The sequence below is a fragment of the Mycobacterium sp. 050272 genome (assembly GCF_039023525.1).
Classification (GTDB): Bacteria; Actinomycetota; Actinomycetes; order Mycobacteriales; family Mycobacteriaceae; genus Mycobacterium.
Window position 1 is genome coordinate 50,180 of sequence record NZ_JBCHKV010000006.1, and the last position, 23,106, is coordinate 73,285.

Annotated in this window: 26 protein-coding genes, 29 tRNA genes and 1 pseudogene; 6 read left to right on the plus strand and 50 right to left on the minus strand. The window is 64.2% G+C overall.

Going from position 1 to position 23,106, the window contains the following annotated elements; translation table 11 throughout:
* Positions 1–157: 157 nt before the first annotated feature.
* Positions 158–1,822, minus strand: a complete 1,665-nt coding sequence (locus tag AAHS21_RS14100) for a transposase (RefSeq protein ID WP_342928281.1) — start codon at positions 1,820–1,822, stop codon at positions 158–160.
* 22 nt (positions 1,823–1,844) lie between these two features.
* On the opposite strand from AAHS21_RS14100, the pseudogene tnpA reads away from it, so the two are divergent.
* A pseudogene (gene tnpA / locus AAHS21_RS14105) lies at positions 1,845–2,211 on the plus strand (IS200/IS605 family transposase); the annotation flags it as partial.
* 154 nt (positions 2,212–2,365) lie between these two features.
* Here the strand turns inward: tnpA and AAHS21_RS14110 are convergent.
* From AAHS21_RS14110 to AAHS21_RS14125, 4 genes are all read right to left on the minus strand, one after another.
* Complete coding sequence (locus AAHS21_RS14110) at positions 2,366–2,533, minus strand: hypothetical protein (protein ID WP_342928282.1); 168 nt, start codon at positions 2,531–2,533, stop codon at positions 2,366–2,368.
* Between the two features lie 128 nt (positions 2,534–2,661).
* Complete coding sequence (locus AAHS21_RS14115) at positions 2,662–3,075, minus strand: sigma factor-like helix-turn-helix DNA-binding protein (RefSeq protein WP_342928283.1); 414 nt, start codon at positions 3,073–3,075, stop codon at positions 2,662–2,664.
* A 30-nt stretch (positions 3,076–3,105) separates the two neighbouring features.
* On the minus strand, positions 3,106–3,513 hold the full coding sequence (locus AAHS21_RS14120) for a hypothetical protein (RefSeq protein ID WP_342928284.1): 408 nt from the start codon (positions 3,511–3,513) through the stop codon (positions 3,106–3,108).
* A gap of 176 nt (positions 3,514–3,689) precedes the next feature.
* Complete coding sequence (locus AAHS21_RS14125; RefSeq protein ID WP_342928285.1) at positions 3,690–3,914, minus strand: hypothetical protein; 225 nt, start codon at positions 3,912–3,914, stop codon at positions 3,690–3,692.
* Between the two features lie 492 nt (positions 3,915–4,406).
* Here AAHS21_RS14125 and AAHS21_RS14130 point away from each other — a divergent pair, with 492 nt between their 5' ends.
* Positions 4,407–4,670 carry a type II toxin-antitoxin system prevent-host-death family antitoxin gene (locus AAHS21_RS14130; protein WP_342928286.1) on the plus strand — a complete coding sequence of 88 codons (264 nt, stop codon included), beginning with the start codon at positions 4,407–4,409 and terminating at the stop codon, positions 4,668–4,670.
* Positions 4,671–4,833: 163 nt separating this feature from the next.
* On the opposite strand, the gene AAHS21_RS14135 is transcribed toward AAHS21_RS14130, so the two are convergent.
* From AAHS21_RS14135 to AAHS21_RS14305, 35 genes are all read right to left on the minus strand, one after another.
* Positions 4,834–4,907, minus strand: a tRNA-Arg gene (locus AAHS21_RS14135).
* Between the two features lie 117 nt (positions 4,908–5,024).
* Positions 5,025–5,098: transfer RNA gene (locus AAHS21_RS14140), tRNA-Thr, on the minus strand.
* Positions 5,099–5,113: 15 nt separating this feature from the next.
* Positions 5,114–5,187, minus strand: a tRNA-Ile gene (locus AAHS21_RS14145).
* 12 nt (positions 5,188–5,199) lie between these two features.
* Positions 5,200–5,276: transfer RNA gene (locus tag AAHS21_RS14150), tRNA-Arg, on the minus strand.
* Between the two features lie 15 nt (positions 5,277–5,291).
* Positions 5,292–5,369: transfer RNA gene (locus AAHS21_RS14155), tRNA-Leu, on the minus strand.
* Between the two features lie 7 nt (positions 5,370–5,376).
* Positions 5,377–5,449, minus strand: a tRNA-Arg gene (locus tag AAHS21_RS14160).
* Between the two features lie 8 nt (positions 5,450–5,457).
* Positions 5,458–5,530: transfer RNA gene (locus AAHS21_RS14165), tRNA-Arg, on the minus strand.
* A 10-nt stretch (positions 5,531–5,540) separates the two neighbouring features.
* A tRNA-His gene (locus AAHS21_RS14170) sits at positions 5,541–5,618 on the minus strand.
* Positions 5,619–5,620: 2 nt separating this feature from the next.
* A tRNA-Ser gene (locus AAHS21_RS14175) sits at positions 5,621–5,706 on the minus strand.
* A gap of 6 nt (positions 5,707–5,712) precedes the next feature.
* A tRNA-Ala gene (locus AAHS21_RS14180) sits at positions 5,713–5,790 on the minus strand.
* A gap of 1 nt (position 5,791) precedes the next feature.
* Positions 5,792–5,867 (minus strand) — tRNA-Asp (locus tag AAHS21_RS14185).
* 8 nt (positions 5,868–5,875) lie between these two features.
* Positions 5,876–5,952 (minus strand) — tRNA-Ile (locus tag AAHS21_RS14190).
* A gap of 5 nt (positions 5,953–5,957) precedes the next feature.
* Positions 5,958–6,030: transfer RNA gene (locus tag AAHS21_RS14195), tRNA-Glu, on the minus strand.
* A 9-nt stretch (positions 6,031–6,039) separates the two neighbouring features.
* Positions 6,040–6,117 (minus strand) — tRNA-Phe (locus AAHS21_RS14200).
* A 6-nt stretch (positions 6,118–6,123) separates the two neighbouring features.
* A tRNA-Glu gene (locus tag AAHS21_RS14205) sits at positions 6,124–6,196 on the minus strand.
* Between the two features lie 4 nt (positions 6,197–6,200).
* Positions 6,201–6,274 (minus strand) — tRNA-Gln (locus AAHS21_RS14210).
* An 11-nt stretch (positions 6,275–6,285) separates the two neighbouring features.
* Positions 6,286–6,358: transfer RNA gene (locus AAHS21_RS14215), tRNA-Gln, on the minus strand.
* A 6-nt stretch (positions 6,359–6,364) separates the two neighbouring features.
* Positions 6,365–6,451, minus strand: a tRNA-Tyr gene (locus AAHS21_RS14220).
* A gap of 5 nt (positions 6,452–6,456) precedes the next feature.
* Positions 6,457–6,539 (minus strand) — tRNA-Asn (locus AAHS21_RS14225).
* Positions 6,540–6,614: 75 nt separating this feature from the next.
* Positions 6,615–7,112, minus strand: coding sequence for an HNH endonuclease (locus tag AAHS21_RS14230; RefSeq protein ID WP_342928287.1), 498 nt, complete (start codon positions 7,110–7,112; stop codon positions 6,615–6,617).
* A 44-nt stretch (positions 7,113–7,156) separates the two neighbouring features.
* Positions 7,157–7,230, minus strand: a tRNA-Met gene (locus AAHS21_RS14235).
* 15 nt (positions 7,231–7,245) lie between these two features.
* A tRNA-Val gene (locus tag AAHS21_RS14240) sits at positions 7,246–7,317 on the minus strand.
* A gap of 6 nt (positions 7,318–7,323) precedes the next feature.
* A tRNA-Pro gene (locus AAHS21_RS14245) sits at positions 7,324–7,400 on the minus strand.
* Between the two features lie 128 nt (positions 7,401–7,528).
* Positions 7,529–7,604, minus strand: a tRNA-Trp gene (locus AAHS21_RS14250).
* 1 nt (position 7,605) lies between these two features.
* Positions 7,606–7,679 (minus strand) — tRNA-Cys (locus tag AAHS21_RS14255).
* 1 nt (position 7,680) lies between these two features.
* Positions 7,681–7,757 (minus strand) — tRNA-Gly (locus AAHS21_RS14260).
* A 19-nt stretch (positions 7,758–7,776) separates the two neighbouring features.
* Positions 7,777–7,849: transfer RNA gene (locus AAHS21_RS14265), tRNA-Lys, on the minus strand.
* Positions 7,850–7,855: 6 nt separating this feature from the next.
* A tRNA-Lys gene (locus AAHS21_RS14270) sits at positions 7,856–7,932 on the minus strand.
* Position 7,933: 1 nt separating this feature from the next.
* Positions 7,934–8,011, minus strand: a tRNA-Leu gene (locus tag AAHS21_RS14275).
* Positions 8,012–8,031: 20 nt separating this feature from the next.
* A tRNA-Leu gene (locus AAHS21_RS14280) sits at positions 8,032–8,118 on the minus strand.
* 577 nt (positions 8,119–8,695) lie between these two features.
* Positions 8,696–9,529 (minus strand): hypothetical protein, encoded by an 834-nt coding sequence (locus tag AAHS21_RS14285; protein ID WP_342928288.1) that lies wholly within the window; start codon positions 9,527–9,529, stop codon positions 8,696–8,698.
* Complete coding sequence (locus AAHS21_RS14290; protein ID WP_342928289.1) at positions 9,510–10,433, minus strand: hypothetical protein; 924 nt, start codon at positions 10,431–10,433, stop codon at positions 9,510–9,512. The genes AAHS21_RS14285 and AAHS21_RS14290 overlap by 20 nt, the downstream gene beginning before the upstream one ends.
* Positions 10,434–10,570: 137 nt before the next feature.
* Positions 10,571–10,888 carry a hypothetical protein gene (locus AAHS21_RS14295; protein WP_029367984.1) on the minus strand — a complete coding sequence of 106 codons (318 nt, stop codon included), beginning with the start codon at positions 10,886–10,888 and terminating at the stop codon, positions 10,571–10,573.
* Positions 10,885–11,469 (minus strand): HD domain-containing protein, encoded by a 585-nt coding sequence (locus AAHS21_RS14300; protein WP_029367982.1) that lies wholly within the window; start codon positions 11,467–11,469, stop codon positions 10,885–10,887. The genes AAHS21_RS14295 and AAHS21_RS14300 overlap by 4 nt, the downstream gene beginning before the upstream one ends.
* Positions 11,470–11,522: 53 nt before the next feature.
* On the minus strand, positions 11,523–12,074 hold the full coding sequence (locus AAHS21_RS14305; RefSeq protein ID WP_342928290.1) for a hypothetical protein: 552 nt from the start codon (positions 12,072–12,074) through the stop codon (positions 11,523–11,525).
* 174 nt (positions 12,075–12,248) lie between these two features.
* On the opposite strand from AAHS21_RS14305, the gene AAHS21_RS14310 reads away from it, so the two are divergent.
* Positions 12,249–12,995: a hypothetical protein gene (locus AAHS21_RS14310; RefSeq protein WP_342928291.1), complete on the plus strand. Its 747-nt coding sequence runs from the start codon at positions 12,249–12,251 to the stop codon at positions 12,993–12,995.
* An 11-nt stretch (positions 12,996–13,006) separates the two neighbouring features.
* Positions 13,007–13,198, plus strand: a complete 192-nt coding sequence (locus tag AAHS21_RS14315) for a hypothetical protein (RefSeq protein WP_342928292.1) — start codon at positions 13,007–13,009, stop codon at positions 13,196–13,198.
* Positions 13,199–13,410: 212 nt separating this feature from the next.
* On the opposite strand, the gene AAHS21_RS14320 is transcribed toward AAHS21_RS14315, so the two are convergent.
* The 6 genes from AAHS21_RS14320 to AAHS21_RS14345 form a co-directional block, all read right to left on the minus strand.
* Entirely contained in the window at positions 13,411–13,938 is a 528-nt protein-coding gene (locus AAHS21_RS14320; RefSeq protein WP_342928293.1) for a phosphohydrolase, read from the minus strand.
* 572 nt (positions 13,939–14,510) lie between these two features.
* Positions 14,511–14,894 (minus strand): DUF6283 family protein, encoded by a 384-nt coding sequence (locus AAHS21_RS14325; protein ID WP_342928294.1) that lies wholly within the window; start codon positions 14,892–14,894, stop codon positions 14,511–14,513.
* On the minus strand, positions 14,891–15,220 hold the full coding sequence (locus tag AAHS21_RS14330; RefSeq protein ID WP_342928295.1) for a hypothetical protein: 330 nt from the start codon (positions 15,218–15,220) through the stop codon (positions 14,891–14,893). Before AAHS21_RS14330 ends, AAHS21_RS14325 begins: the two co-directional genes overlap by 4 nt.
* A 362-nt stretch (positions 15,221–15,582) precedes the next feature.
* Entirely contained in the window at positions 15,583–15,921 is a 339-nt protein-coding gene (locus AAHS21_RS14335; RefSeq protein ID WP_342928296.1) for a hypothetical protein, read from the minus strand.
* Entirely contained in the window at positions 15,918–17,171 is a 1,254-nt protein-coding gene (locus AAHS21_RS14340) for a helix-turn-helix transcriptional regulator (RefSeq protein WP_342928297.1), read from the minus strand. The genes AAHS21_RS14335 and AAHS21_RS14340 overlap by 4 nt, the downstream gene beginning before the upstream one ends.
* Before the next feature lie 85 nt (positions 17,172–17,256).
* Positions 17,257–18,075: a hypothetical protein gene (locus AAHS21_RS14345; RefSeq protein ID WP_342928298.1), complete on the minus strand. Its 819-nt coding sequence runs from the start codon at positions 18,073–18,075 to the stop codon at positions 17,257–17,259.
* 327 nt (positions 18,076–18,402) lie between these two features.
* On the opposite strand from AAHS21_RS14345, the gene AAHS21_RS14350 reads away from it, so the two are divergent.
* Positions 18,403–18,639, plus strand: a complete 237-nt coding sequence (locus tag AAHS21_RS14350) for a hypothetical protein (protein ID WP_342928299.1) — start codon at positions 18,403–18,405, stop codon at positions 18,637–18,639.
* 2 nt (positions 18,640–18,641) lie between these two features.
* A complete protein-coding gene (locus AAHS21_RS14355; RefSeq protein WP_342928300.1) occupies positions 18,642–19,067 on the plus strand; it encodes a hypothetical protein in 426 nt (141 codons plus the stop codon).
* A gap of 46 nt (positions 19,068–19,113) precedes the next feature.
* Here the strand turns inward: AAHS21_RS14355 and AAHS21_RS14360 are convergent, their stop codons facing one another.
* The 4 genes from AAHS21_RS14360 to AAHS21_RS14375 all read right to left on the minus strand — a co-directional run bounded on the left by AAHS21_RS14360 (position 19,114) and on the right by AAHS21_RS14375 (position 23,046).
* Positions 19,114–19,527, minus strand: a complete 414-nt coding sequence (locus tag AAHS21_RS14360; RefSeq protein ID WP_342928301.1) for a PIN domain nuclease — start codon at positions 19,525–19,527, stop codon at positions 19,114–19,116.
* Positions 19,518–19,712, minus strand: a complete 195-nt coding sequence (locus AAHS21_RS14365) for a hypothetical protein (protein WP_342928302.1) — start codon at positions 19,710–19,712, stop codon at positions 19,518–19,520. Before AAHS21_RS14365 ends, AAHS21_RS14360 begins: the two co-directional genes overlap by 10 nt.
* A 240-nt stretch (positions 19,713–19,952) precedes the next feature.
* On the minus strand, positions 19,953–22,349 hold the full coding sequence (locus AAHS21_RS14370) for a hypothetical protein (RefSeq protein WP_342928303.1): 2,397 nt from the start codon (positions 22,347–22,349) through the stop codon (positions 19,953–19,955).
* Positions 22,350–22,359: 10 nt separating this feature from the next.
* A complete protein-coding gene (locus AAHS21_RS14375; RefSeq protein ID WP_342928304.1) occupies positions 22,360–23,046 on the minus strand; it encodes a hypothetical protein in 687 nt (228 codons plus the stop codon).
* Positions 23,047–23,106: the final 60 nt, after the last annotated feature.

Consider the following 23,106-nt stretch of genomic DNA (forward strand, 5'->3'; position numbering starts at 1 on the left):
CCTTGCCGCCGATCGGGCCAACGCGCGGGTTCACCATGCCCGAGCGTGAGCACCGGTTCACGATCAGCGCCGCGAAGGCAAGATCCGCATCTTGACGTCTTCCCCGCAGTGAACTGCGGGGATTCCTCGTGCCGGCCGGCTGTCTCGATAGGCGCGTTCATGCGGCTATCGCCGTGGGCTGGTCGGTAGTGGAGGTTCGCGCCGAGCGGCTCTGTCGCATCACCGTTTTGGCTTTACGCCTGGCGTTGATGCGCGCCACCGACCTCCGCGAGAGCGGATGTCTGCGGCCTCGCCGCTTACGTGCTGATGCACTACGGCTGGACTTCGGCGACTCGTCGACGTCCTGACGACGCCCCCAGCCCTCGCGGGCCGCGGGCAAGTCCAGCCGAACGACCCCATCGACCTGAGTGTGGACGTGCAGTCCCAGGTAGGCCGAAAACAGATCCCGATCTTCATTGGTGCCGCATTCGCAGCGGTGGACCCGTTGTGAGAGCGGCTTCTTCTTTCTCGTCCCGCACAGACACGTTTGCGACAAGGCGGTGGTGTGAGGGTTGTACTCGTAGAGTGGCTGGCCGCCGGCGCTTTCAGCCTTGCGACGCACCATCTCTACGAGCAACCCGGGTGCCCGGTCGCGCACACTGCGCGGAAAGTTCTTCTGCCACGACACGTAATCCAGGCGCTCACAGGCGATGTCGGTGCCGTGACCCATCAGCCGGTTGCCCAGCGCACCATGAAGCGTCTTGCGGTGTTCGGCCAGCCGGCGATGCAGCTCGCCCACGCGGACCGTGGTTCGCTGTGCAGCGGCCGAACGCCGCCACACGCAGCGGCCCGTCGTGTGCACGCCATCACGGTTGAAGCAGTCCGGTGATCCGGCACGGTGCTGGCGATCCAGATGGCGCTGGGTGCGGCGCAACCGCATCGTGTCCAACCGGATCGCGTCGGCCAACGGCTCCACCCAGCCCGACCAGCTGCCGTCGCGGTGTTGCACGGCGACGGCGATCTGGCTCGGGCCGAGGTCGAACGACACCCGCCCCTCACCCAACGGGTGACGCTGGGTCGGCCGCCCGTCCATGACGAGTTGCATGCGGTAGGTGTCGCGGCCGTTGATCAGCGTGCGCACGATCCGCGTCGAGAGCACCTTGCCCGCAGCGATCAACGCCTCGATCTCGGCAAGTTCGGCCTGCTGCTCACGGCCGCGCCGCCCCGATACGGCCGCAGGTGCGATCGGAACGACGAACCCGGCGCCCCACTGCAACCCGACCAGCGCGCCGGCCTCATCGGTCTTCGGCCGCAGCGCACCGTTGCCGTCCTTGGCGGCCAACGAATGCAACCCGCGTTTCACGGGTTTGAAGCGTGGCTTGCCCTTCGTGCCGACGTGCCACTGGCGGACCGCGTCGAACGCCCGCGCCCCCAGGTTCTGGGTCTCCTGCGCCGGCAGATACTCGCGCACCCACGACTTCCGTAGCGACGACGCGAACGACTGCGCCGCATCGAGCGTGAAACCGTGTGCCTGCTCCACGGTGCGGAAGGCAGTCCGCCGTATCTGACGCTCGGCGGGGCTGCGGTGCGGCAACTCGCGTGCCGCCGTCCAGGCCGGATCGGACCTCACTGCGCGGCTACGGCCGATGAACTCGCCCAGCACCGCGTTGTAGACCCGCACCCCGGTGAAAAACCGGGTACCGATCTCGCGGCCCTGCGCGCCCGTCGGGCGCAGCGGCCACGACCGCACATGCGTGGGTGCGTCCTTCGCGCGTTTCCGCGCGCGGGGCTTGCGCACCGGCACTGCGGCCGGTGTCGGTGCCATGCGGTAGGACTCACCCACAGCACAACCGTAGAGGTGACCACTGACACAAACGTCCTACCGCCACAACCGCCACAACCGCCACAGCGTGTCGCAGCTGCACGCCCACCTTGTCTTCGTGACCAAATACAGGCGCAAACTGTTCACCGACGCCATGCTCACCGACACCGAGCACACCATGCGCGCGGTGTGCGCCGACCTCGCCGTCCATCTGCTGGTCACCTATCCGCCTACCCTCGCGATATCCGTTGTGGCCCAGCGTCTCAAAGGTCGCACCGCCTACGCCGTGCGGCGCGAATTCACCGGCCGCATGTGTCCGTGCCCGCATGCGTGGCCACCTGTGGTCGCCGTCCTACTTCGCCGTCTCCTGCGGCGGTGCGCCGCTGTCCATCATCAAGCAACACATCGACGGAACGGCTCGACCCACACCTCGACATCGAGCAGACCGAACTGGCCCTGAAAGACCTCCGCCAGCGCGCTCGCCATGCGCCCTTTCCCGCCGGGATAGCGCAGAGGCCTCAACCATCGCACTGAGGGCATCCCGACTCGCACGTGTCGCCCGGCCTACTGCCGGCGTTCGACAAGCGAGCTCAGCACGTCAATCAGGTGGCCGATTTCGGACGCCAGCTCCCCCAGTTCAGATTCAGGACAACGGCTGATGGTGCAGTCGACCCACCGCCCGGTCAACCTCATCTGCTGATCCGTCGTCGTCAGACTGACCGTTCCGCTCATCTGTATCGAATCTCCCTGTGCCGTACGCGTTCCGGAAAACTCACCACCGTTGCGCGCTTAGCCAAACCAGTCCACGATCACGTGCAGCCTGGTGCCGCTGCTCATCTGGGCGGGCGGCTGTGGCATTCTCACTCGAAGCCCCTGCGCTCAAGCCAGGAGCGGAAACGCTCTGCGTCGTCGCGGATTTCGTTTCGGACAGCTTGCTCCAGCGCGTCGAAGCCGACAAACAGGCCCGGTCGTGCGACAACGATCCGACGGATGTCGCGAACCACCTGCCGGATACGTTCACGCGAGACTCCCTCGCGGCGCGCGATCTGATCCAACGTCTGACCTTCCAACCGGGCGAGCAGGATCCCATAAGCGCGAGCGGCAGATTCGGGGTGCTTCATGGCCTTCGCGAGTGCGTCGGCGATGCCGAACAGGAGCCGCCCGGCGCCGATGGAATCGACGGCGCGCTCCAGGTCCGCATCGACGTATCTAGGCCCTTCTGCGCGTATATCCGCCTGACCGGATGCGGCGACCTCCGACGCATTCCCACTCATGGCTTTAGCTTCCACCTCTCAAACTGCCTTTCAGCCCGGCGCGTGCAAGCCGCTGGGTGACGTCGTCGCCTCCACCCGGAGCCAACGCGGTTCCCAGCTCGTAGCGACGAATGGGCGTTGGTCGCGGTAATAGTCGTCGCCCAACAGGACCGCCAACTCGTGTTCTGCATCACCGCGAGTCCCGAAGGACTTCGACAAGGCACGAGTACTCCCGTCGCCCAACCGAGTCGCAACCGCAAATACGACGTTCCCGAACAGCTCTGATCGGCCGACTGCGCGGTCAATGTACTCGCGCAGATCCTCCGCGCTATCGATCGTCAGATCATCGAACTCGCCATGCTCGCTGTGCCACTCTTCGATCAGCGCCTCGAACAGGGCTCCACCGATGCCCGTCATGTTTGCCATATTGTTGAAAACCCCTCTTGCGATGCCGGTCATGCTTCAACCTGACCGCACCGGCGGCGCTGGTATCCAAGGGCCGACCCGATAGTTTGATCTCGGCCTCTTCGTACGTAGTGAGCATCAACCAGCACGACTGAGATCTTCAAGAGGACCAGACTCTGGCGGCAGCTCATACCCCGGGCGAAAACCTCGCCCCCGACAGCTGCGAAAACCTATTCGGAAGGGTTCACGGAAGTTCCGTACCGCTTGATCCAATTGCCGATCGGCATCCGCCAATCGCCTTTGTTGGTCGGACTATCGGCGTAGGTGTAGAACACCTCTCCGCGCCGGACCGCAGTCACCTTCATCACCGCGAGGACATGCGTGCCGTCGGGGAGCTGCCGCCGGAAGCTTAAGTGGGTGAATTCCTGGCCGCGCTTCGGCTCGTGATCAATCATGTGTCTCTCGGGCGCGGACCCTGTGAGGAAGGCGCGTTTGCAGCATTCGGCACCAGGCGGCTTCGTTGAGCGCCGTCGGGGTTCCGAGATGGGTGTAGGCCCGCTCCCACGAGGCGTCAGTCCCGGTTCTGCAGTCGCTGCGGAGCAGTTGTGCGGCGCGCCGGTGAGTCGGCCGAGCCGGCAGCGACAGGATGGCCCGCGCCGCCCCCAGCCTCCGAACTGGCGCCGAGTGAGTTATGGGTGCCATACGAACATCCTCTCTCACGGGTCTGACATCTCGTCGCCGCGCCGATGAGCACCACCGGCGCGACCGGTCTGCGCGGTACCGGAGACTCCACCCGCCTCCGCCCGCCGGGTCTAGCGGCAAACCACCGAGACCATCAAGTCGCGGCTATTCGCGGGTCATCGATACTGTGTGGCAAAACATGATTCCCCGGGGGGACACCAAGCAATGACAGTGATCGGCGCACGTTCTCACGCACCTCGAACCTCATGACCAGGCACGAGCTGCGTGACCTGCGCTGGACACTTCGATCGGTGGTCGGCGAGGTTGCCGCGACCGGGGTGGCAGTGGTCATTGCCGACGACAACACCGACGTCGCCGTAATCGTCAGCATGTCGGACTACGAGCGACTACGCGCCAACAGGCCGCTGCTTTCTCGGATCAGTGCTGGGCCTGGTGGGGGCGGGTTCGGCTGGCGAAACCTTCCCACGGTCGGCACGATTCTGCGCAAGATTTTCAGTCGCCGGCGCTGACTATTGGGCGCATCCGGAACTCGCGATCGGGTGACGTGGAATTCTTGACCGGCTTCGGCGGCACTGATGATGTCCGCGGTGTTGTGGCGCAGTTGGCGGGCGCCGACTGATTCCCTCGTGGCCGCAACGCAATGTATTCATGGGTGGGGTTCCTGGGTAGCCGAGCCTCCGGCGGGACTCGAACCCGCAGCAGCGCGAGGTAGAGGCTCGCCGCTCTGTCCATTGAGCTACGGAGGCGGTGAACAGTTGGCGGAGGACAATGGAATTGAACCATCGGGTCGTTATGCCCGGCACGGGTTTCGACGCCGCTTTGCCGCCCTGGGCGCTGCCCTCCCTGACAGTGGTGGCTGTTTGAGCCGGATGCAGGACTCGAACCTGCGCGAAACCTGTTTACGAGACAGGTGCTCTGCCTGTTGAGCTAATCCGGCAATGGTGAACTGTTGTGCGCCGGGCGGGATTTGAACCCGCTACCGTCACCTTATAAGAGTGCTGCACTGACCGTCCGTGCTCCCGGCGCCTGGAGTTCTTGTGGTGCCCGCGGCGGGATTTGAACCCGCACAGTTCCGATGTAGGAGACCGGCGCTCTGTCCGTTGAGCTACGCAGGCTGGGTGGGTGTCCCGTGTCCCCGGCGGGATTCGAACCCGCACCGGTGCCGGGTTTAGGCCGGCCGCCTCTACCAAGGGTTGGGCTACGGGGACGGTGCGGTGCCCATGGCTGGATTTGAACCAGCAGCCTGCGGCTTCGTAAACCGCTGCTCTTTCCGTTGAGCTACATGGGCGTCAGGCGTGCCCCCAGGCGGACTTGAACCGCCAGCCTTCGCCGTCGGAGGGCGATGCTCTGTCCGTTGGGCTACAGGGGCTTGGGAATGTTGGGGTGACGGACGGGATTTGAACCCGCACCCGCCGGTATCACAACCCGGTGCTCTGCCAGAGTTGAGCTACCGTCACAGCGGAAGTGGAGGGGATCGAACCCTCAGTCGCGGAGGCCGCGACGACGGCTTAGCAAGCCGCTGCATTACCGTTCTGCCACACTTCCCGATCGTGGTGGAGTGCCGGGGTCTCGAACCCTCGCACCTCCTGCTTGCAAGGCAGGCGCTCTGCCATCATGAGCTAGCACCCCATGGCGACCCTGACGGGGCTTGAACCCGCGACCTCCACCGTGACAGGGTGGCGAGCTTCCGACTGCTCTACAGGGCCAATGTGTTTGGTGGTCCGGGGAGGTATTGATCCTCCGGCCTCCGCTGTATCAGAGCGGCGCTCTCACCGACTGAGCTACCGGACCGTGGGTACCCCGTGCGGGACTCGAACCCGGCTCTGCCGCCTTGAAAGGGCGGCTGACTAACCCATATCGGAACGGGGCTTGGGCTGTTGGTGCCGTCGGCGAGAATCGAACTCGCAGCCTCCCGGACTTCACTCGGGCGCTCTGCCAACGTTGAGCTACAACGGCGTTGGGTAGTCCGTACGAGACTTGAACTCGCGCCGTCTGGTTGAGAACCAGGTGTGCTCCCGAATTACACCAACGGACCCTTGCTGCCTCGGCAGGACTCGAACCTGCACTGCCCGGAACCAAACTCCGGTGGGCTACCGAATTACCCTACGAGGCATTGTTGTTGAGCTGCCCCGCCAGGATTTGAACCTAGACTGACTGATCCAGAATCAGCTGTGCTGCCGAATTACACCACGGGGCAAAAGGCTGGTCTGCGCGGAGGGATTTGAACCCCCTGAGCCGAAAGGCAACTGATTTACAGTCAGTCGTGACACGCCGTCGTCACCGCGCGCAGATGGGCTCCCCGACCTGGACTCGAACCAGGAATGAGCGTTGCTCGGCGGCTTAACAGGCCGCTGCCCTGCCGTTTAGGCGACCGGGGAATGTGTCGGGCCGGCCGGGGCGGACGAGGTGATGAAATTCGTCCGCCCCGGCACAATGGTGGATACCGGGTCCGGTCAGGCCATCGCGGGAACGCGGTAGCGGTCCCGTTCGCGTGGCTCGTACGGCTCCCAGCGCAGCCGCATCCCGGCTTCGGCTGGGGTGCGGCTGCCTTTGCGGCCGTTGCACGGTGCGCACGCGGCGACCAGGTTGTCCCAGGTGTTCTGGCCGCCGCGAGACTCGGGGATGACGTGGTCGAGAGTGTCTCCGTGTCCGCCGCAGTAGGCGCAGGTGTAGCTGTCGCGGGTGAGTACGCCGTCACGGGTGACCCGGGTGCCACGTCGGTAGGGAACGTGGATGTACTGGTGAAGGGCGACCGACAGGGGCAGCTCGATCACGGTCGATGGGCTGTGTATGTGCACGGCTGGGCTGTGGCGTTCGATCACGTAGACCGATCCCCGCAGCAGCAGCCGTACGGCCTCCTGCCAAGTCACGTGGGTTAGCACGCGGTAGTCGGCGTTGTACACCGCCACGGTCTGCCGGCGGTGGGTGGCGCGTTGACGAAGTTGCCTCATGCCGCGTGCCTCCTCTCTAGGTTCGTTGTTGCGGACTTGTTCGGTTGCGCGGGGTGGATTTGAACCACCGACTTCTGGGTTATGAGCCCAGCGGACTGCCTAACTGTCCTACCGCGCAGTGCGTTTCAAGCTGTGCCCTTGGAGAGAATTGAACTCCCGACGTCCTCGTTGTAAGCGAGGCGCTCTCCCACTGAGCTACAAGGGCGAATGTTGGTCGGGATGACACGATTTGAACGTGCAACGGCCTGCACCCAAAGCAGGTGCTCTCCCAAGTTGAGCTACATCCCGTTGCCCTGCCTGACGCTGCGTGCCCGCGTGCGCCCTGTCCACCCCACCTCTGGTGGGCGACTTGCTTGCGGTCCGGCGTGCACTCCGGATTCGCTTGTGCAGGATTTCGGCGTCGCCGTCGCGATGCCTGGCAGGGGTGACAGGGATCGAACCTGCAACCTGCGGTTTTGGAGACCGCTGCTCTACCGATTGAGCTACACCCCTTTGGAGCGGCCGGCGGGATTCGAACCCGCGTGGACGGCTTTGCAGACCGCTGCCTTGCCGCTCGGCCACAGCCGCGTGGAGCCGTTGACGGGACTCGAACCCGCTCTGTCAGCGTGGAAGACTGAAGTGCATTTCCTGTTACACCTCAACGGCATTGGCGAAAATGGTGCGGTGCGCCGCCAGGGACTCGAACCCTGCTCTCAGGCTTAAAAGGCCAGAGCATCACGCTTCAATGCTTGCGGCGCGAGTTGTGGTGCGCCGCCAGGGACTTGAACCCTGGACCCACTGGTTAAGAGCCAGTTGCTCTGCGCTTCTGAGCTAGCGACGCGTGGTGCCCCGCGAGGGAGTCGAACCCCCAAAGCACCTGATCCTAAGTCAGGCGGCTTTTCCAATTTGCCTAGCGGGGCAAGGCAATTGGTACCGTGTGTGCGCTCGGCAGGATTTGAACCTGCATGCCCGGTTGGGCACCCGGTTTTGAGCCGGGCGCGTCTGCCAGATGTTCCGCCACGAGCGCGGATGCCACCACTGTGAAGTTCTCAAGGGACTGACGCAGCAACGCAATTCGCTGCTGGTCTGCATTGCACACCGGGCGTGGTGTGCGTTGCTGGTTACTCATGGTGCACCTGTCAACGGGTGCTGTCTAGGGGATTATTTCGCCGGAATTAGTTGGCGCACATGGTGTTTGGGTGCACTGAACTATAGGAATGTCAGGCGACATTCCTAGCAGCGCAAACACCATTAGTGAGAGATGTATGAGATTGTTCTTCTGGCCCTAGCTTCCGGTCGGGGCGCACGCCCACGGATGGGGCGGAAGGCAGTACAAGACGGGATAACCGGAAGCGGCTGGGCTGGCTGATGCCGCCGCGCTGCTCAGCCAGGATCGCCCACGACGGGACGAATTCATTGGTGAGGTCCGCGCACGACAAGGCCGCCGATGATGCTTTGTGCATCCCGGCGGTCGCGTAGTAGTCGCGGCGGATCATGGTCACGGATTCAACGGTAGCAGCGGGCCCCGACATTTCCCGAACAACTTTTCCGGCCACCGCGGGTCGACCTCCCCGATACCGAACTCGGGCGCGGGCTGAGCGCTATCAGATTCCCATCGTCCGTGGGTTGGCCAGCCGTTCCCACATCGGATCGGTGAACACATCGAAGCCAGGCGGCACGGCCGCGGACAGTTTCGCCAGGAGCCGCAGGTGCCAGCCGGCGTCGGGACCGTTGACCGCGCGCACTGTCACGGTGGCCTGGCGCCGGTCTGGGATCCGGTGGACTTCCTCGACGAGCAGGTTCGGTATCCATCCGAGGGGCACTTCGCCGCGGGCGGTCGTCAGGATGGCCCGCGGGTTGGCCCGGTTCGTCGGTTCGTCGCACAGGCCGAGCTCGTCGCCTGGGCGAAGCTCCGACAGAGTCCGCTCAAGTTCTTCCCGAGACACTGTGGTGACGGAGTCCCCGACGACGATCGGCCGCTCAAGGACGTGCCGCATACCGTGCACCAGGAATCCGCACTCCAGACGGCCAGCGCTGATCCGTGGGACCGGGAAAAGCTGGATAGTGTCGCCCTGGCGATGGCCGCCGGAGCGTGTGATCTGCTCCCATGGTGAAGCGTCGGCGCCCAACCCGAGGCGGGTCACCCAGCGGGCGAAGTCGGGCCGACGAGAACCCATCGCACGCTGCGCGAACAGCGGGAACAGCACCGGCGACTCGTACCAGCGGTCAAGGTCGGGGAACCCAAGAAACGGGCGGAATCCAGGCACCTGCAGGGCGTTGCGGATGTAGCAGAAGCTGTACGTCTCGCCGTCGAAGCCGAGTAGCCCCACTGGAGATATCGACCGCTCGATCGGGTGCTGCCACGTCACCACCAGCTGGCGCAGCGCTCCCGGCGCGCGCACACCCGCAACGTGGGTGTCAGTAGTGGCGGCCCGCATGACCCAACAACCTTTCTCGATTTATCCGCAGTATCTCACTTGCGAACGTACGGCAAGGCTCCGACAATTCCGGTACACGCAGGAGCACGTCGGTAGCCGTGTCGTGACTGACGCTACGCAGATTGTCCAGCCAATATTCTCCGACCGCCGGCCGGCACATGCCCAATGCCGCCACCGCGTGGTCGACGAGTGTCGGAGGTCCGACCGCCGGGTCGTGCTCGAACCGCCACGCCGTGCCTTTCTGTGCCCAGCGCTGCACGCCGCCGTCCTGGCTGAGGCGCGCGGTGCACTCGGAGTCTCGGACGTTGTAGCCCAGGCTGCTGGACTGGTCGTAGGAATCGGACAGCCGATAGTTTTCGGTGCTGCCGGGTGGAGGCAGCAGAATGGCCCAGTTGTCGTCGTGGCGGTCGCGGTTGGCGATCCAGGCGTCGAGCACCATGTAGCCCGCGAACACGTCGAACGCATCGAACTCGGACGGGATCGCGGGACTGTGCGGTGGGTCGACCCCGCGCAGCACTTCGCGGATTCGGTGCAGTGAATGCCCTGGCCGGCCCTTGCGCTTGGTCTGGTAGCTCGGATCGGTCGCGGCCAGCAGAAGCTGGCCGGACTGCAGCTCCCATCCGGGCGGCTTCAGGTCGCGCGACATACTGCCTCGCCGGCCGTCCCGGACCCCCAACTGCACCCGAGCGCACGGAACCCGGATCAGGTCGGCTAACTCCGTGCTGACTCGTTCAGCCCAGTCCTCGCCCTGACGCACGCCGTTCTTGATCACTGGCGGCTTGAACAGCCAGATCTCGCTCGTCGACGGATCGATCAGCCACCACTTCTCTTCCTGGCCCTCGGTCTCGTCGCTGTGAATCTCCCATTCGGTGACATCCCAGACCTCGAATTCAGCCGCCGACATGGGCGAAGGCTAGCTGACGGCTCCGACGATCAACGCTGTGCCCGACCAGCCGCTCTGGTCACCAACTCGGCGCGCGATCCTCGCAGCCGGACGACCTTTCTGCCGAACCGCCCAACGCACCAACATGTTTGATGCATTCACTGCTCGGAACTATCAGCCGGTTCGCTCTTCGGGCCGACCGTGATCGTCGCCTTGTAGTCCTCGGGAATAACCATGACAACTGCGCCGGGGTGAAGTGCCACGTCGAAGTCGCCGACTCGAAGCACGAGGAACGGTTTGGTCATCGACTCGGCGGGCGTGTGCATCAGCGGTCCGGTGAGGATGTTTCGACCCCGGCGCACGGCGATCGTCAGCCCGACATGTCGTGCCGAGAGCGCCCCGACGTTGATCTCGTACGGGCCGAGATCGGCAACCGGCTGGAGTCGTCGTGGCCGCGGCAGGGGCTTGAGGATCATGGCGCTGTTCTTGCCCGGGCGGTCGCGGCCGCGTCGAGGATGGCGCGGGCCTCCGCGATAAGGCCGGGCCCCGATGTGCTGATCGCTCGGTGCACCGGATGGCCGGCCGGGTATCGGGTAAGGACTTCTGCGATCCTGGCTCCCGGATCCACCGGTACTCCGTCAGGACCGGTGCACAAGTCAGCGCAGCTGAGAATCGCCAACAAGGCGTCAGCCGGCGCGGGATAGCTGACCAGAGCGTCGTGGAGGCCTCGTTCTCGCGCTTCGAACGCTGCACCTGTGTGGTGGGCGACCAGGCGGATCACTTCAGCTGACATGGCCTCATCAGGAACGGTGTGGGTGGCCAGGTAGGTCGCGCCGTCGAGCGGGTGAAACTCGGTGTTGATCAGGTCGGGTGCGTAGCCGATGTCGTGCAGCCAAGCTGCCGCGACGATGGTGTCAGCGTTTTCCGGCGCGAGGATGTCAGCGAGGTCCGCGGCGGCCGCCGCCACTCCGATGGTGTGCGACCATCTGCGGGGCAACACGTCGGCGAGAAGCTCCTCGGCGATCCGCCGCGCACGGTCAACATTCACGGTAACCACGATGTTGATCGTCAGCCTCGGCTAACTGGTTCTCAACAGGACATTAGCCGGGGTTATTTCGGCGGCGGTGAGGCTGCCCGCCACACAGGCGGCCAGGTGTCGAAGCGTGTCGGGCCCAGGTACCGCAGTCCAAACCGGTTCTCGAACAAGTTCGGCGCGGCGTCGTGTGCCGGATTCTCGGCGACCAACTCCAGAAAGTCGACCGCCGCGTACTCGCCATGCTCCGCGTATGCGGCAGCAACGTCCTCCTGAGTCCAATCGTCCTCAGGCCCAAGGTCATAGAGCCTATCTTCGATCGAGGAGTTCGCGCTCTTAGTGATCGCGTCGATGTCCCAGTCACGCAGATTCAACCCGACGCTGGCGACGATCTCGACGATCCGCCGGCGACTCAGCTTCCCTGCTGTCTGAGGGCAGCACGACAGGTACGCCTGCGGCGCCGAGCTGCCGTCGACGCGATGACTATCTTCTGGCTCATCGAGGTCAGCCAGTATCGAGGCCTCTTCGGCCTCCAGCATGGCCACCGTCGACGCCGCCCGTCCGTACGCAGCGCGGGCATCTCCCGGACAGCGCCGGGGACCACCGGGTTCCTTATCGGTTCGGCACACAGCCAGTCTCCCTTTTTGGGTTGCACTGCAATGCTTTACGAGTCGGCCGTCCCCTTCAAGAGGGGGCACAGTCCCCTCATTGACCGCGCTACGCGCCGGCACCTCCGCGAACCATCTGCCCTGGTGCCGCAACGCCTCTTGCCACCTTACGGCATTACGCCGTATCGTGGCCGTGTGGGAATAGCGACGTTCGACCGGGCAGCAGCGCAAGCAACCCTTGTTGAACGCGGACTCACACCGCTCGCCGCTGACGAGTTCCTGCTGCGATCCCTGCTGACGGCCACTGAGGTCGCCACCGTCCTGGGTGTCAAAGACTCCCGCGCCGCACGAGATACCTTGCGCCGCTGGGGCGTTAAGCCCATCAGCCGGGGCCCCGGCCGCAGCGGCGAGAACACCTACCCCGCCGAACTCGTGTGGCAACACCACCAGAACCGCCCGGGGCGCGGCTGGCGCAAAGGCCGGTCCACACCCGACACCGACAAGAAAGAAGACACCATGAGCTCTACCTCGACAGCGCTCAGCGACGTCGAACCCTGGTACTCACACCATGACGACGTCGTCGCCCTGGCATCGGTCTTGGTCGAAGCCGATCGACTCAGCACACCGCACGATGTCGTCGACTTCTTCGCCAAGCCGTGGAAGTGGGGCGATCAGTGGATGATGTGGGCACTCGCCGGCCGACCGCTCCCCCCGTCGCCAGATGACCTCGCTCAAGCGCGCTTACTCGGGCCCGGAACTCTCCGGCGTGAACTGGAGCGCAGATACCAAGACGACGCGGCACAGTGGGAGGCGCTCATCACGACGTTCGACGAATTCGAAGCCGGCGACACACTCGCGTCAGACCAACTCGACGACGCCCACGCCACGGCGAACGTCCGACCGTTCAAACGCCCGAACCGACGAGGCACAAACAAGGATTGAGGTTGACGACCATGAGCGACACCACGGTTCCGGTAACCTATGCCGCCGACACCGACCGCGTTCCAGTCGGACTGACTGGCAGCCACCGCGATCGCTACCTCAACCTCGAACCCGAGCAGCGACGAATCTATCGGTACCACTACGACGCCTGTGGCCGCCTCGCCTCCCACTGCTACAAGCTCGCCATCGGCGAGACCCTTTGATCACCATTCTCCTGAGGCCGCTCGACGGCCGACCATCGCGGTGCAGCAAAGACGCCCACAGTAGATCCTCTCGACTGGTTGACCAGGAACGTAGCGTCAATATCGCAGTACGAAAGCAAGCATTCGCTCGACCGTTCAGCAAACATACTTAGGAGTGGCGTCGAATTTCGACGCCTTCACGTCGCGTCGCGACGCATCTGCACAGCGCCCCCTCAAATTTGGCCGTGCGATCGGGCCATGTAGGTGTCGAGGACGCGCTGCATCTCCAGGACTGCCGGCGCCGCAAGGTCCAACCTGCAGGCCGCCATCAGTTCCTGCCGCGCCGGTTCGTAACGTCGCTTCAATAGCGACGCCGCCCTGGCCGGGTCAACCTGCACCAGGTTGGGATTCGCGGTGATGTTCCATGCGTTGTCGACCAGCTTGACGAACTGGCCGACAGAGTCAGCGCACGCTCGTTGGATCAGCTCCGAGTACGTCTCACCCGGTCTGCGGGTGACCGATTCCACCCCAGCAATGACATGCGCGGGAATGCCTGCCCGGGCCAGATCCTCCGCCGTCGCCGCGGTGTCTTCGAGGACGTCATGCAACCACGCAGCGGCCACCACATCAGGTCCAAATACTTGCGCCGCCGAAGCGATCGGCACGAGGTGCCCCTCGAAGTACTCCCGGTCAGCTTTGTCTCGCTGCCCGGTATGTGCGCGCCGAGCGAATTCCCTTGCCGCGATCACATATTCGGACATCGCCGCCCCCTACAGGTGCTTGAAGATGGCCTCAATGCGTGGTCCGTCCGTTGACCAGAACACCTTGTAGTCGCCGAAGCCCGGATCCCGCATCTTGATTGCCTCTGCTGTGCTGATCGCCGTCGAGTAGAACTGAGCCTGCCCTGGCGCTCGGAAATGAGCTCGATGACGTCGAGCACCGCGTTGTACAAGTCAACGTCCGCACCCTGCTCAAGGTCATCGAGTTGACCGTCAGCGACAGCTGAGTAGTCGCCCTCCGAGCTCACGTACGTTTTGCCCGAGACCGCCGCACGGTGGCCGAACCCGCAGCCCGAAACAGCAGCTCACGCAGCGCGGGCGTCGAGTCATATTCATGCTGCGCTTCGGTCACGACGCGTGCCGGCTGAAGCAGAATGCTCCCGTCTTCGTTGACCCGCATTAAGAACCGCGCATTCGGCTGACCCGGGAGGACAGCACGGCTTCGCGCGTCAGTCTCGATAATCGCAGGTTCCATACAGCAAAACTACCGCCCATTTTCCCATAATGGGCAACAGTGCACCGTCAAGCATTCGCCCGCGATATCACCGCCGCTGTCACCCAAATAGCAGGTTCGAACACGGGACGTCGGCGCTCTTCACCCCGTTCCGCTCGGCCATCTCGTCGTAGGAACCGAACAGATCGGGCCAGTCCTCGGCACGCTGGAGGACACCGGCCGGCAGGCGACCGACCGCAACCGCGAGCCGGATACCGAGGTGATCAGTTCCGGCGATCGCGAGCCAACCCACACACACCCGGTCACGCCCCGACTCCGACTTGTGGCAGGCAAAGATTGGCGCACCGAGTCCGGCTTCTCGTCCGGGTGCACCGGCCGTCGCACGGAATGCCTCATACCGCTCAACCGGAAACTCGCGCGCCGCAGAATCCCTGCGCCACGGGCAATTAGCGCACGGCCGAACACAGTACGGCAGCTTGCTCATGCTTCGGTGAAGGCCGGCTTCGCGATCGGATGGGCGCGAAAGTATGCCAAGAACTCACCAAGCCCACCCTGCCGTAGGAGGTCTTCGCCGATATCCAGGTCGGCCACCTCCAGGAGAAACATCGCGGCCTGCTCCGGGGACACAAACCGCGAATCTTCAACGCTCACAGCGTCGGCGGCCAACTTCTCAACTGCGTACATACGCTCGCTCCGAACCACGACATGGCCGGGAAACTCAAAAGCCGCCCGCTGATCACGTTCATCGGCCATCGGCAGGTAGGCAAGAACTTGAGACGCTCCTGCTGAATCCTTCTCAACGACCGTCAAGAACCGCACGGGTCCACGACGCCGCCCGGTATTGAGCCAATTCCGATGCACTCTCGCCGCCCGAACACGGACCAATAGCGATTCGACTGAGCTATCCATCTGAACGATCCTCCTGCAGTCCACTCCAAGACGCCAATGAGTTTCGCGGCTCTCCCGACCACGGTCCCGGCCGCGGAATACCTTCACCGGACTAGGTGACTAAGTGCCAGCACCAGGGGAACGCCAACAGTAAAAGCGATACCGGCAAGCCAGCAGATCCAGGCTGTAACCCACCAAAACCAGTCACGCACCCCGTCGTGCTCCAAGCTGAACAACCAGAGTCCCAGGTTCATTGCCGTCCCTTTCCGATGCCTATGCGTCTGTCAGGCCCGGCCGTCTATCCGGACTCCGACCGTGGCCCATGACGTGCCGTCGGGGCCGGTCAGTTCCCACGCTGGGTACGCCCAGTCGTTCTCGTCGTACTCTTCTCGCTGCACACAGGTCAGGGTGAGCTGTTCGAGGCGTGGCGGGCTGCCCGGGACGTAGCGGTAGACGGTCGCCGCGTCGGAGTCTGCGTACCCGTAGTGATGTGCTTCGATATCGCGTGCGAGCCGTTCGGTGAGTTCGTCGACGTCGACCATGCGGGCCGGGCTGTGTTCCGGGTCGCCGTAGTCGATCACGAACCGCTCGCTTGTCCGGTCAATCGTTTCTGGGGTTTTCATGCTCCAGCATCTCCTTCGTCGGTTTCTGCCATGTTGACGATCACTCGTCGTCGCGGACGAAACTCGTTCGCACGCGACCGGTCTGGGCCGGTCCCGCCGCCCCAGACGTACGGAAGTCCCAGTGCGCGCTCGGCGGCCTTCGCCACCTTCGCCAGGGTGTGCGCCTCTTGTTCAGATCGGCCAGTGCGATCACCATCGGTCGGCGATGAAGGCTCTGTGGAGCTGGCGTGGCGGACGAATCCCTTGAATCCGGGATGGTCGACGACCTCACTTATCGGTATGTGCTGACCGTCGGTGCCAATGAGCCGTCCAGGCTCGGCGACCAGGACCGCGTGGTCGTCGAAGATGCCGACATCGCCCGCCCGGAGATCATCTGTCTCGACTGGAACAAACCCCGCAGGACGTGGTGCCATACCGCCGCCGCGAATTATGGCCATGGGCATGCGCTGCATCGGTGAGGCGTCAGTGCGTTGCGGCAGCGACTCCATGCGTTGTAACGGCGACATGTCGAACGGGCTCAACAGGCTCTGCTCGTACGCCCACGCGGACAGCCCGCTGTGCCCGCCGTTGACGTCGACTTCCGGCGGCAGGAGCCGGCCGTCACCCCGAAGCTTCCGCAAGGCCGCCTGGAGTACTTCACGTCCCGCATCCGGATCGAGGCTGTCCACTCGCAGCTGGTAGATCTCGCCCGTGTCACTCAGTTCGAGGCCTTCAACGGCGCTCACGCCGCCGTCACCGACGCGGGTGGGCACACTGCCGTACAGCATCGACGATTCGGCGATCTTGTCCGCCCTATGTGACCACGTCAGCGTGTGAACGCGTACCGCCGGCGGCGGTTCAGCCGCGTCGACGATGATGGGGCCCTCGACGAAGTCCGCCCCCGGGGTCACCGCGTCGGAGATCTCGACGAATTCCGTTGCCCTGTCGGCATTTGTGAACACCGCAGCGGGCGCCGCCTCACCCCGGTCATACGCGCCGCCTTCGTTTCGAACGACAACGTGGACGGTCTGGTTCGCCAGGACGTCTTCCATGCCTTCGATGTAGTCGGCGGTGTACAGCGCTGCGGTGAGCACGGTCGAGTACGGCACTTCGAGCGCCTCAGAGATCCGACGCAGCGTGGCCGGCGCCGGGAAGCTCGTTCGCCAGCCGCGCACAGTCTGGCGGTTGGTTCCCATCCGCTCCGCGAACGCGGTCAACGTCTCGCCGCGCTCGTTGATCAGCCGATCGACCAGATCACCAAGACTCTCCATGTGGCGTACAGTACCACCCGCCCGACACGTCTTACATACCGTTTTAATGCTTCACGGAATCCAGTGCATGTCGTGTGCAGAGCGCTCAGGACGCTCCGCTGGCGAACACGCGATCTTCCAAAGCCTGGTACTCCTCGGGGGTGGGGCATTTTCGGTGTTCGCGGAAGAAGTGGTCGAACCGATCAGGGTTGCGCCCTTCAGCCTTATGGTTGGCCAACGCCCATAGCCGAAGTTCCGTGAGACGTTTGGCCCGTGCCAACCCTGCCACCGCGACGATCCGGTCTGCCAACGACTCGTGGTCAACATCGGCAGAGGTGACGGTGATAGCCGCGAACCGCCCGAGCCCGGAGACTGAGACGGACACCGAGCCGGCTGGATCGACGACCGTGAACTGCCTCACCGAGAAGCTCTGCTCCGCATCGGGCCCAGGAGCCTCCGCGCTCCAGTCAGGAACACTCCACTCACCCTCCTCCTGGGACGCAGAGAGCCCGTTGGCCAGAGTCGCCGCATCCATCGCGCGACGCTGGCACTCGCCCAAGGCTTGATAGCACTCAGCGATGGCCGCCATCGTCATGGCGCCGATCTGCTCCGGGGTATGGCGAGCGACAGTCGCGAACCACAGTCGCGTCAGCTCTCCCACACCATCGAGCTCCACTGTGAGATAGGGATTATCTGGCGCCGAGCGCCGCACCCTCATGCCCCGGAACACCGCGTTCTCGACATTTTCCAGCGCAGCACTCAACTGCTCGGAGTGATGAAGAAACCGGGCAATCGCCAGAGAATCTGATGACGGGGTCAGCGACAGGGCCTCCTTATAGCCCATGCCCGGATTCTTCCGTTGAAGCTCTCGCGCAGCGGATTTCCGCGCGTTATTGCGCGGCTTACGTTCGGGATTGGTGGCCATGACGGTACCTACCTTCCTATCGAAGCAACGCAGTGTCGATGTAAGGCGATCCACGGTCACCACAACACTGCTGAGCCAATAGGTCGGGTCGCCCGCGTCGCCCAAAGGGCGTTGCCCCGATCCATCGAAGCCGTGGACTCCGAACGAGGACCGCCGCACAGGCACGACGGTTACAGCGATGATTACTGACCGCCGCAGGAAGTTCAAGACGACTGGATAAGAGGTTGGCCAGCTGCCCGGCGGGCGTAGCGGTCGCGAGAGGCATCGATCCGAAACTGAGGAGTTACCCTTTTCACGGTCTGGCCAGCAACCAGGAAGCGTGGTGGCATGAGTGAACTGATCCGCACCGACAGCCGCGGCCGCGTCACGCTTGTCGGCCACCCGGACTCGGCCTATTTCCTGCACGAGGAAGCTGACGGCGTGTTGGTGCTGGAACCGGCCACGGACATGTCAGTCGCACAAGCCGCCTACCTCGCGCTCCCGACCGCCGTCCGCGCACGCATCGACGAGTTCCTCGACGACCCATCCACCGCGGTGAAGCGCACCTATCGGCCGCGGCGGTAACCATGCCCGTCGAGTCCGCAGACGACGACCTCGAAGCCCTCTACCGCCAGTACGCCATTCACGTTCGACCGATCATCGCTCCCGCTGGGGACCAGAGATGGCGTGCCCAATACCCCGGCGTCAACTGGCACGTCATCGCCGACAGCGAACACGCCGTCGGCGACGCAATCACCAAAGAAGCCCTTCGTCGCCACGACACCGGCCAACCGGACGCTCAGCCACCTCGCGACCTTCTCAGACGACACCTTCAGCAGCCAATCCCTGGTGTCTACGCGCTCGACCGCGAGCTATTCCTTTACCTCCGCAGCCACTTCGGCCAATTGGAGACCCAACAGGCCTTCGAAGAAGCTGAACGCCGACGCGCGGCAGCCCGGTCGTACACGAAACGTGTGTACCTTCAAGAAAATCCACCACACGACCGCGCCTGACACCACCAAATGCCTTAGCGCTGTTGCGAGAACAGTACTGTTCGGCCTAATCAATGGTTCCAGTACGAACAACCCACTGAGTGGGTTGTCCAGTGGCAGTGGCAATGATGTCGAAGTCCGCGTCGTAGTGAAGCACGGTGAGCCCGTGTTCCTCGCCGGCAGCCGCAATCAGTAAGTCGGGAATCTTTCGGCCTCGTTGACTTCTCCGGGCCAGGAGGCGCTGGACCTGCAAAGCGCGGCGGTGGTGCGCAGCGGTGGACTCGACCGCTTCGAAGATATCCAGTGCGCCGATGAGCTCGTCCCACTCCTGTTCGTTGCGCGCGGAGTATCCGACCTCAAGATCGGTGATGCGGACGCGACCGATCTCGCCGGCTTCGGCAAGGGGTTGCACTACTTGCCGGACTGTGGGAGCGGCCATCCGCTTGACGACGCTCGTGTCGATCAGGTAGCTCAGCGCCATGCGTCGTCGCGGTTGTCGCGAGGTGCGGCAGCCAACGCATCCAAGGCTTTCGTCACCCGCTGCTTACGCTGCGCAGTAGCCGCCCGCAAAGCACCGTTCACAGTGTCCTTGATCGTGGAGGTGCCAAGTTCCACGCGGGCCTGCTCCAGGGCTTGCTCGTCAATGTCGATCAGGTGCTTTCCCACAACCGCAGTATATACGCCGCTACCGTGCATATATACGGCTGGGCAGCTTGCCGCTCCCCCTACTGAGAGCGTCCAACGAATGACCGAAGGAGTGTGGATCTCGCCACCACCCAGCACCGCGCAGCCCCATTTTCCGTACCCGTGCGCCCATCCTGCCGGTGCTTGTGAAGTTCAACTACGCACGCTGAAGAACCTGAGAGCTATACAGCGCCCGAACAGACCGCAGGGCGGCGGCCCGCGTTATGCGCCGGCGGCAACCACGATCGGTGGCGGCAGGATCGGCTGCGTCGCCATCAACACCGCGTACTGGATATCAGCCATCACCGTCCGCGACGGACTCCCCAAGCTGAGCAGCAGCGCCTCCCACCCACGCAGAGCCATCTCCATGCCCGTGTGGATACCCCACTGCGGCGTCCCATAATTCGGAGCTCCGATCAACCGGGTGGCCAACTCGCCCATCTTCGCGGCCAGCAACTGCTTGACATCACCCGCGCCGCCCTCCCGACCGATCTGAGACAGCGCCAAGTCCCGCAGCTTCGCATCAGCGGCCGCATCGGGCCACTGCGCGAACATCTGGTCATGCTCACCGACGAGCCACTGGGCGACCGCCTGGACTTCCTCGGGCAACACCGCATCCGGCAGAGACATCACCCAACGCCAATGCTCCGGCGCCGCCAACTCCAACCGATGCCGCCCACCAGGCTCACCAGGCTCATGCAGCGGATTCGGAATGATCACCCGACTCGCCTCATCGGCAGCCAACACAACATCACGGCCAAACCAGCCCGGCATACCCGGATGATAGGCACGAGCAACCACGATGCGTGGTTGCTCCCCAATGGCTTTCGCGTACTCGGCGAGCACAAGCGCCGACGGGTCGAGGCCACGCCAGGAGTGCCGCACATCGGCGGGCACCCGCTCATCCAGATGCGCCACTGTCACCCCTGCCGGCAGGTAGACGCCGGCTGGAATCCACGACAGACCGTGTCGCTCGGCGACGACGAATCGCATCGACGCACCGGCCCCAAACACCGCGCACGACCACCCACCCAAGATGAGGCTGCCGGCAGGCCGTTCCGGATCGTTGAGCGCAGCCACCAGCGCCATCGCCGCACTGAACTCCGGGGTCGACCGAAGCCCCTCTCCCACCGTGTGAGCACCCATCTGCATAGCCTTGAGCGCCGCATTCTTCCCGCCGAGATTCATGATCCCGGGCGGCGGACCGGACACCGGCCCACCACCACCGCCACCCGGCGGAGCTGCCGCCGCCGGCGGAGGAGCAACCGGCGACGGAGGCGGCGCAGTATTCGGCACACCCGCTGCTGGCGGAGGGGCCAACGGCACACCTCCCGCTCCCGCGCCCATCGGCGGGGTACCCGCTCCGACCGGCCCGCTCGGCGACGACGTCACAACCTGCTGAGGAGCAGCCGGCGCCGAAGGGGTCGCCGCGGCCGGCGCCGTCGGCGCCAACGGCGCGGGCGAAGTCTGCATCGTCGAACCCGCAGGCGGCCTGAACGGCTGCGCAGCGGCAGTCGCCGCCGACGCACCAGTCGCTACCGGAGACTGCGAAAACCCTTGCGCCGCACCATTCAAGAACTGCTGCGTCGGATTCAAAGAAGCAGGCGACGCAGACGCACCACCACCCGAGCCGAGCCCCGACAACCCACTACCGCCGCCAAGACCGCCGCCGGAAGGCGCGCTCGGCGCCGACGGCATCTTCGGCATCGAACTACCCATTGAAGACAGACCCGACGCCGCACTACTTGATCCAGAAGTGCTTGGGGCTGTCGGGGACGGAGCACTGGCCGAACCCGAAGGGGACGCCACACTTGGTTGAGAGTTCTCGACAAGACCTGCCGGTCGCACATCACCTTTAGTCGAGTTTGAAAGCTCGGCAGGCTTCCCCGTATCACCCTTCCCGGTTCCGTCGCCGGCAGGACGGACATCACCTTTCGAGTCGGTCATCCCCTGGCTCACATCACCTTTCGTGCCAGGGATCGGATTGTCGAGCGCCGAGGTATCACCTTTGCCGGTTTCGGAGCCAGTACCTGAACCTGCAGGGACAATCTGCCCATACTGAAACTGCGGGAATGGCTGATCGTTGTGAATCAGGGGCTGCAAGCCGGGTGATGCCGGAGCTGTCGGCGTGTAGATGCCTTCGTAGAGTTCTTGAATCGCGTCCTTGGCGTCGTCAGTGATTTGCTTGATCTCAGAACGCAATTGCTGAATCCGCTGCGCTCGGACTTCTGGGCGCAAACTCACCAACTGAAGGGCTGCGATCTCAGCCTCCTTGGAGGCGATCACCGCCTCGGCGACCATGGTGGTCACAGCGATCAGGAGCTTGCCTAGCGCGACACCCTCTGCGACTACCCCGGTTTCCGTAGCGCATTTCGTGAACCAACCAGAGAGGTCGGCGGCCATACCGCCGACCTTGAACGCCGCATCGACCTGCGTTTCGAAGCCCTCCGGCAGCAACGCCTGGTAGGAAGTGCCGTCCTGGTACGACTTCTGCTCAGCTGTCCCTGCGCCAGTGCCGGCATTCGCCAGCGCCGTCGCCACCTTGGCTATGCCGAGCTCATCGATCTCAGGCCAATGATCACCGATCAGCCCATGCGGACTCGGCGGCTTTTCAATCATGCCGACTCGCTTAGCGCGGTCCCGTGACGGTGCACACGCTGTTCACTGAATTGCCGAAATCAGTCACCGCCTGCCAGAGCCGCTGATCGTTAGGCTGGTAATTCGGCAGTCGATTCGCATACGCGTCCTCGTACTGCGCCTGGCTGCGCATCAGCGTGGCCAACAGATCGTTTTGCGCCTTCCCGGCGAGTCGACGCAGGTCATCAGCTTCCGCACGGAGCGTCGGGATCACCGCCATATTCGCCGCCCGTTGGTCGGGTGTCCATTGGGCAGCGGCGATATTTGGATCTATGGCAACCCAGGCTGCTCGCTTCGCACGATAACCGTCTGCCAATGGTGACCATTCAGCGCAGACAGGATCTGCCGACGCGGGAACACTCACGTCGATCGGCGGCGCCTCTGCAGTCACAGTGACCGGCGCCGGCGCGGTCGGCGCTGCGGCGTCGCGAGTGCCGGATCCCACGAGCCCGCCGATCACTCCACCGAGAATGAGTGCAGCGGCCGCGGCGGCGCCGGAGATCGCGAGGATGCGGCCCCGACGGCTGGGTGCCTCTGGTGCGGCGAGACTGATCTGCATCATCGCGCCCGAGTTGTTGTGGAGCTCGCGGACGGCAGCGTCGATCGCCGACGCGGGCGTGCCCATGTCGGTGAGCCGCTTGATGTACTTAGCGAGCGGAACGGCGCCGGCGTTGTACATCGGGGCAGGGCCGGTCGTGTCGGCCGGCATGAACCGCTGCACAAGGTCTTCACGGAGGCC

Excerpts from the sequence above, each read along its gene's own strand:
- AAHS21_RS14110 (WP_342928282.1), bottom strand. The coding sequence starts at position 2,533 with ATGAGCGGAACGGTCAGTCTGACGACGACGGATCAGCAGATGAGGTTG.
- AAHS21_RS14115 (WP_342928283.1), bottom strand. The coding sequence starts at position 3,075 with ATGAGTGGGAATGCGTCGGAGGTCGCCGCATCCGGTCAGGCGGATATA.
- AAHS21_RS14120 (WP_342928284.1), bottom strand. The coding sequence starts at position 3,513 with ATGACCGGCATCGCAAGAGGGGTTTTCAACAATATGGCAAACATGACG.
- AAHS21_RS14125 (WP_342928285.1), bottom strand. The coding sequence starts at position 3,914 with ATGATTGATCACGAGCCGAAGCGCGGCCAGGAATTCACCCACTTAAGC.
- AAHS21_RS14130 (WP_342928286.1), top strand. The coding sequence starts at position 4,407 with ATGACCAGGCACGAGCTGCGTGACCTGCGCTGGACACTTCGATCGGTG.
- AAHS21_RS14230 (WP_342928287.1), bottom strand. The coding sequence starts at position 7,112 with ATGAGGCAACTTCGTCAACGCGCCACCCACCGCCGGCAGACCGTGGCG.
- AAHS21_RS14285 (WP_342928288.1), bottom strand. The coding sequence starts at position 9,529 with ATGCGGGCCGCCACTACTGACACCCACGTTGCGGGTGTGCGCGCGCCG.
- AAHS21_RS14290 (WP_342928289.1), bottom strand. The coding sequence starts at position 10,433 with ATGTCGGCGGCTGAATTCGAGGTCTGGGATGTCACCGAATGGGAGATT.
- AAHS21_RS14295 (WP_029367984.1), bottom strand. The coding sequence starts at position 10,888 with ATGATCCTCAAGCCCCTGCCGCGGCCACGACGACTCCAGCCGGTTGCC.
- AAHS21_RS14315 (WP_342928292.1), top strand. The coding sequence starts at position 13,007 with ATGAGCGACACCACGGTTCCGGTAACCTATGCCGCCGACACCGACCGC.
- AAHS21_RS14320 (WP_342928293.1), bottom strand. The coding sequence starts at position 13,938 with ATGTCCGAATATGTGATCGCGGCAAGGGAATTCGCTCGGCGCGCACAT.
- AAHS21_RS14325 (WP_342928294.1), bottom strand. The coding sequence starts at position 14,894 with ATGAGCAAGCTGCCGTACTGTGTTCGGCCGTGCGCTAATTGCCCGTGG.
- AAHS21_RS14335 (WP_342928296.1), bottom strand. The coding sequence starts at position 15,921 with ATGAAAACCCCAGAAACGATTGACCGGACAAGCGAGCGGTTCGTGATC.
- AAHS21_RS14340 (WP_342928297.1), bottom strand. The coding sequence starts at position 17,171 with ATGGAGAGTCTTGGTGATCTGGTCGATCGGCTGATCAACGAGCGCGGC.
- AAHS21_RS14345 (WP_342928298.1), bottom strand. The coding sequence starts at position 18,075 with ATGGCCACCAATCCCGAACGTAAGCCGCGCAATAACGCGCGGAAATCC.
- AAHS21_RS14350 (WP_342928299.1), top strand. The coding sequence starts at position 18,403 with ATGAGTGAACTGATCCGCACCGACAGCCGCGGCCGCGTCACGCTTGTC.
- AAHS21_RS14355 (WP_342928300.1), top strand. The coding sequence starts at position 18,642 with ATGCCCGTCGAGTCCGCAGACGACGACCTCGAAGCCCTCTACCGCCAG.
- AAHS21_RS14360 (WP_342928301.1), bottom strand. The coding sequence starts at position 19,527 with ATGGCGCTGAGCTACCTGATCGACACGAGCGTCGTCAAGCGGATGGCC.
- AAHS21_RS14370 (WP_342928303.1), bottom strand. The coding sequence starts at position 22,349 with ATGATTGAAAAGCCGCCGAGTCCGCATGGGCTGATCGGTGATCATTGG.
- AAHS21_RS14375 (WP_342928304.1), bottom strand. The coding sequence starts at position 23,046 with ATGTACAACGCCGGCGCCGTTCCGCTCGCTAAGTACATCAAGCGGCTC.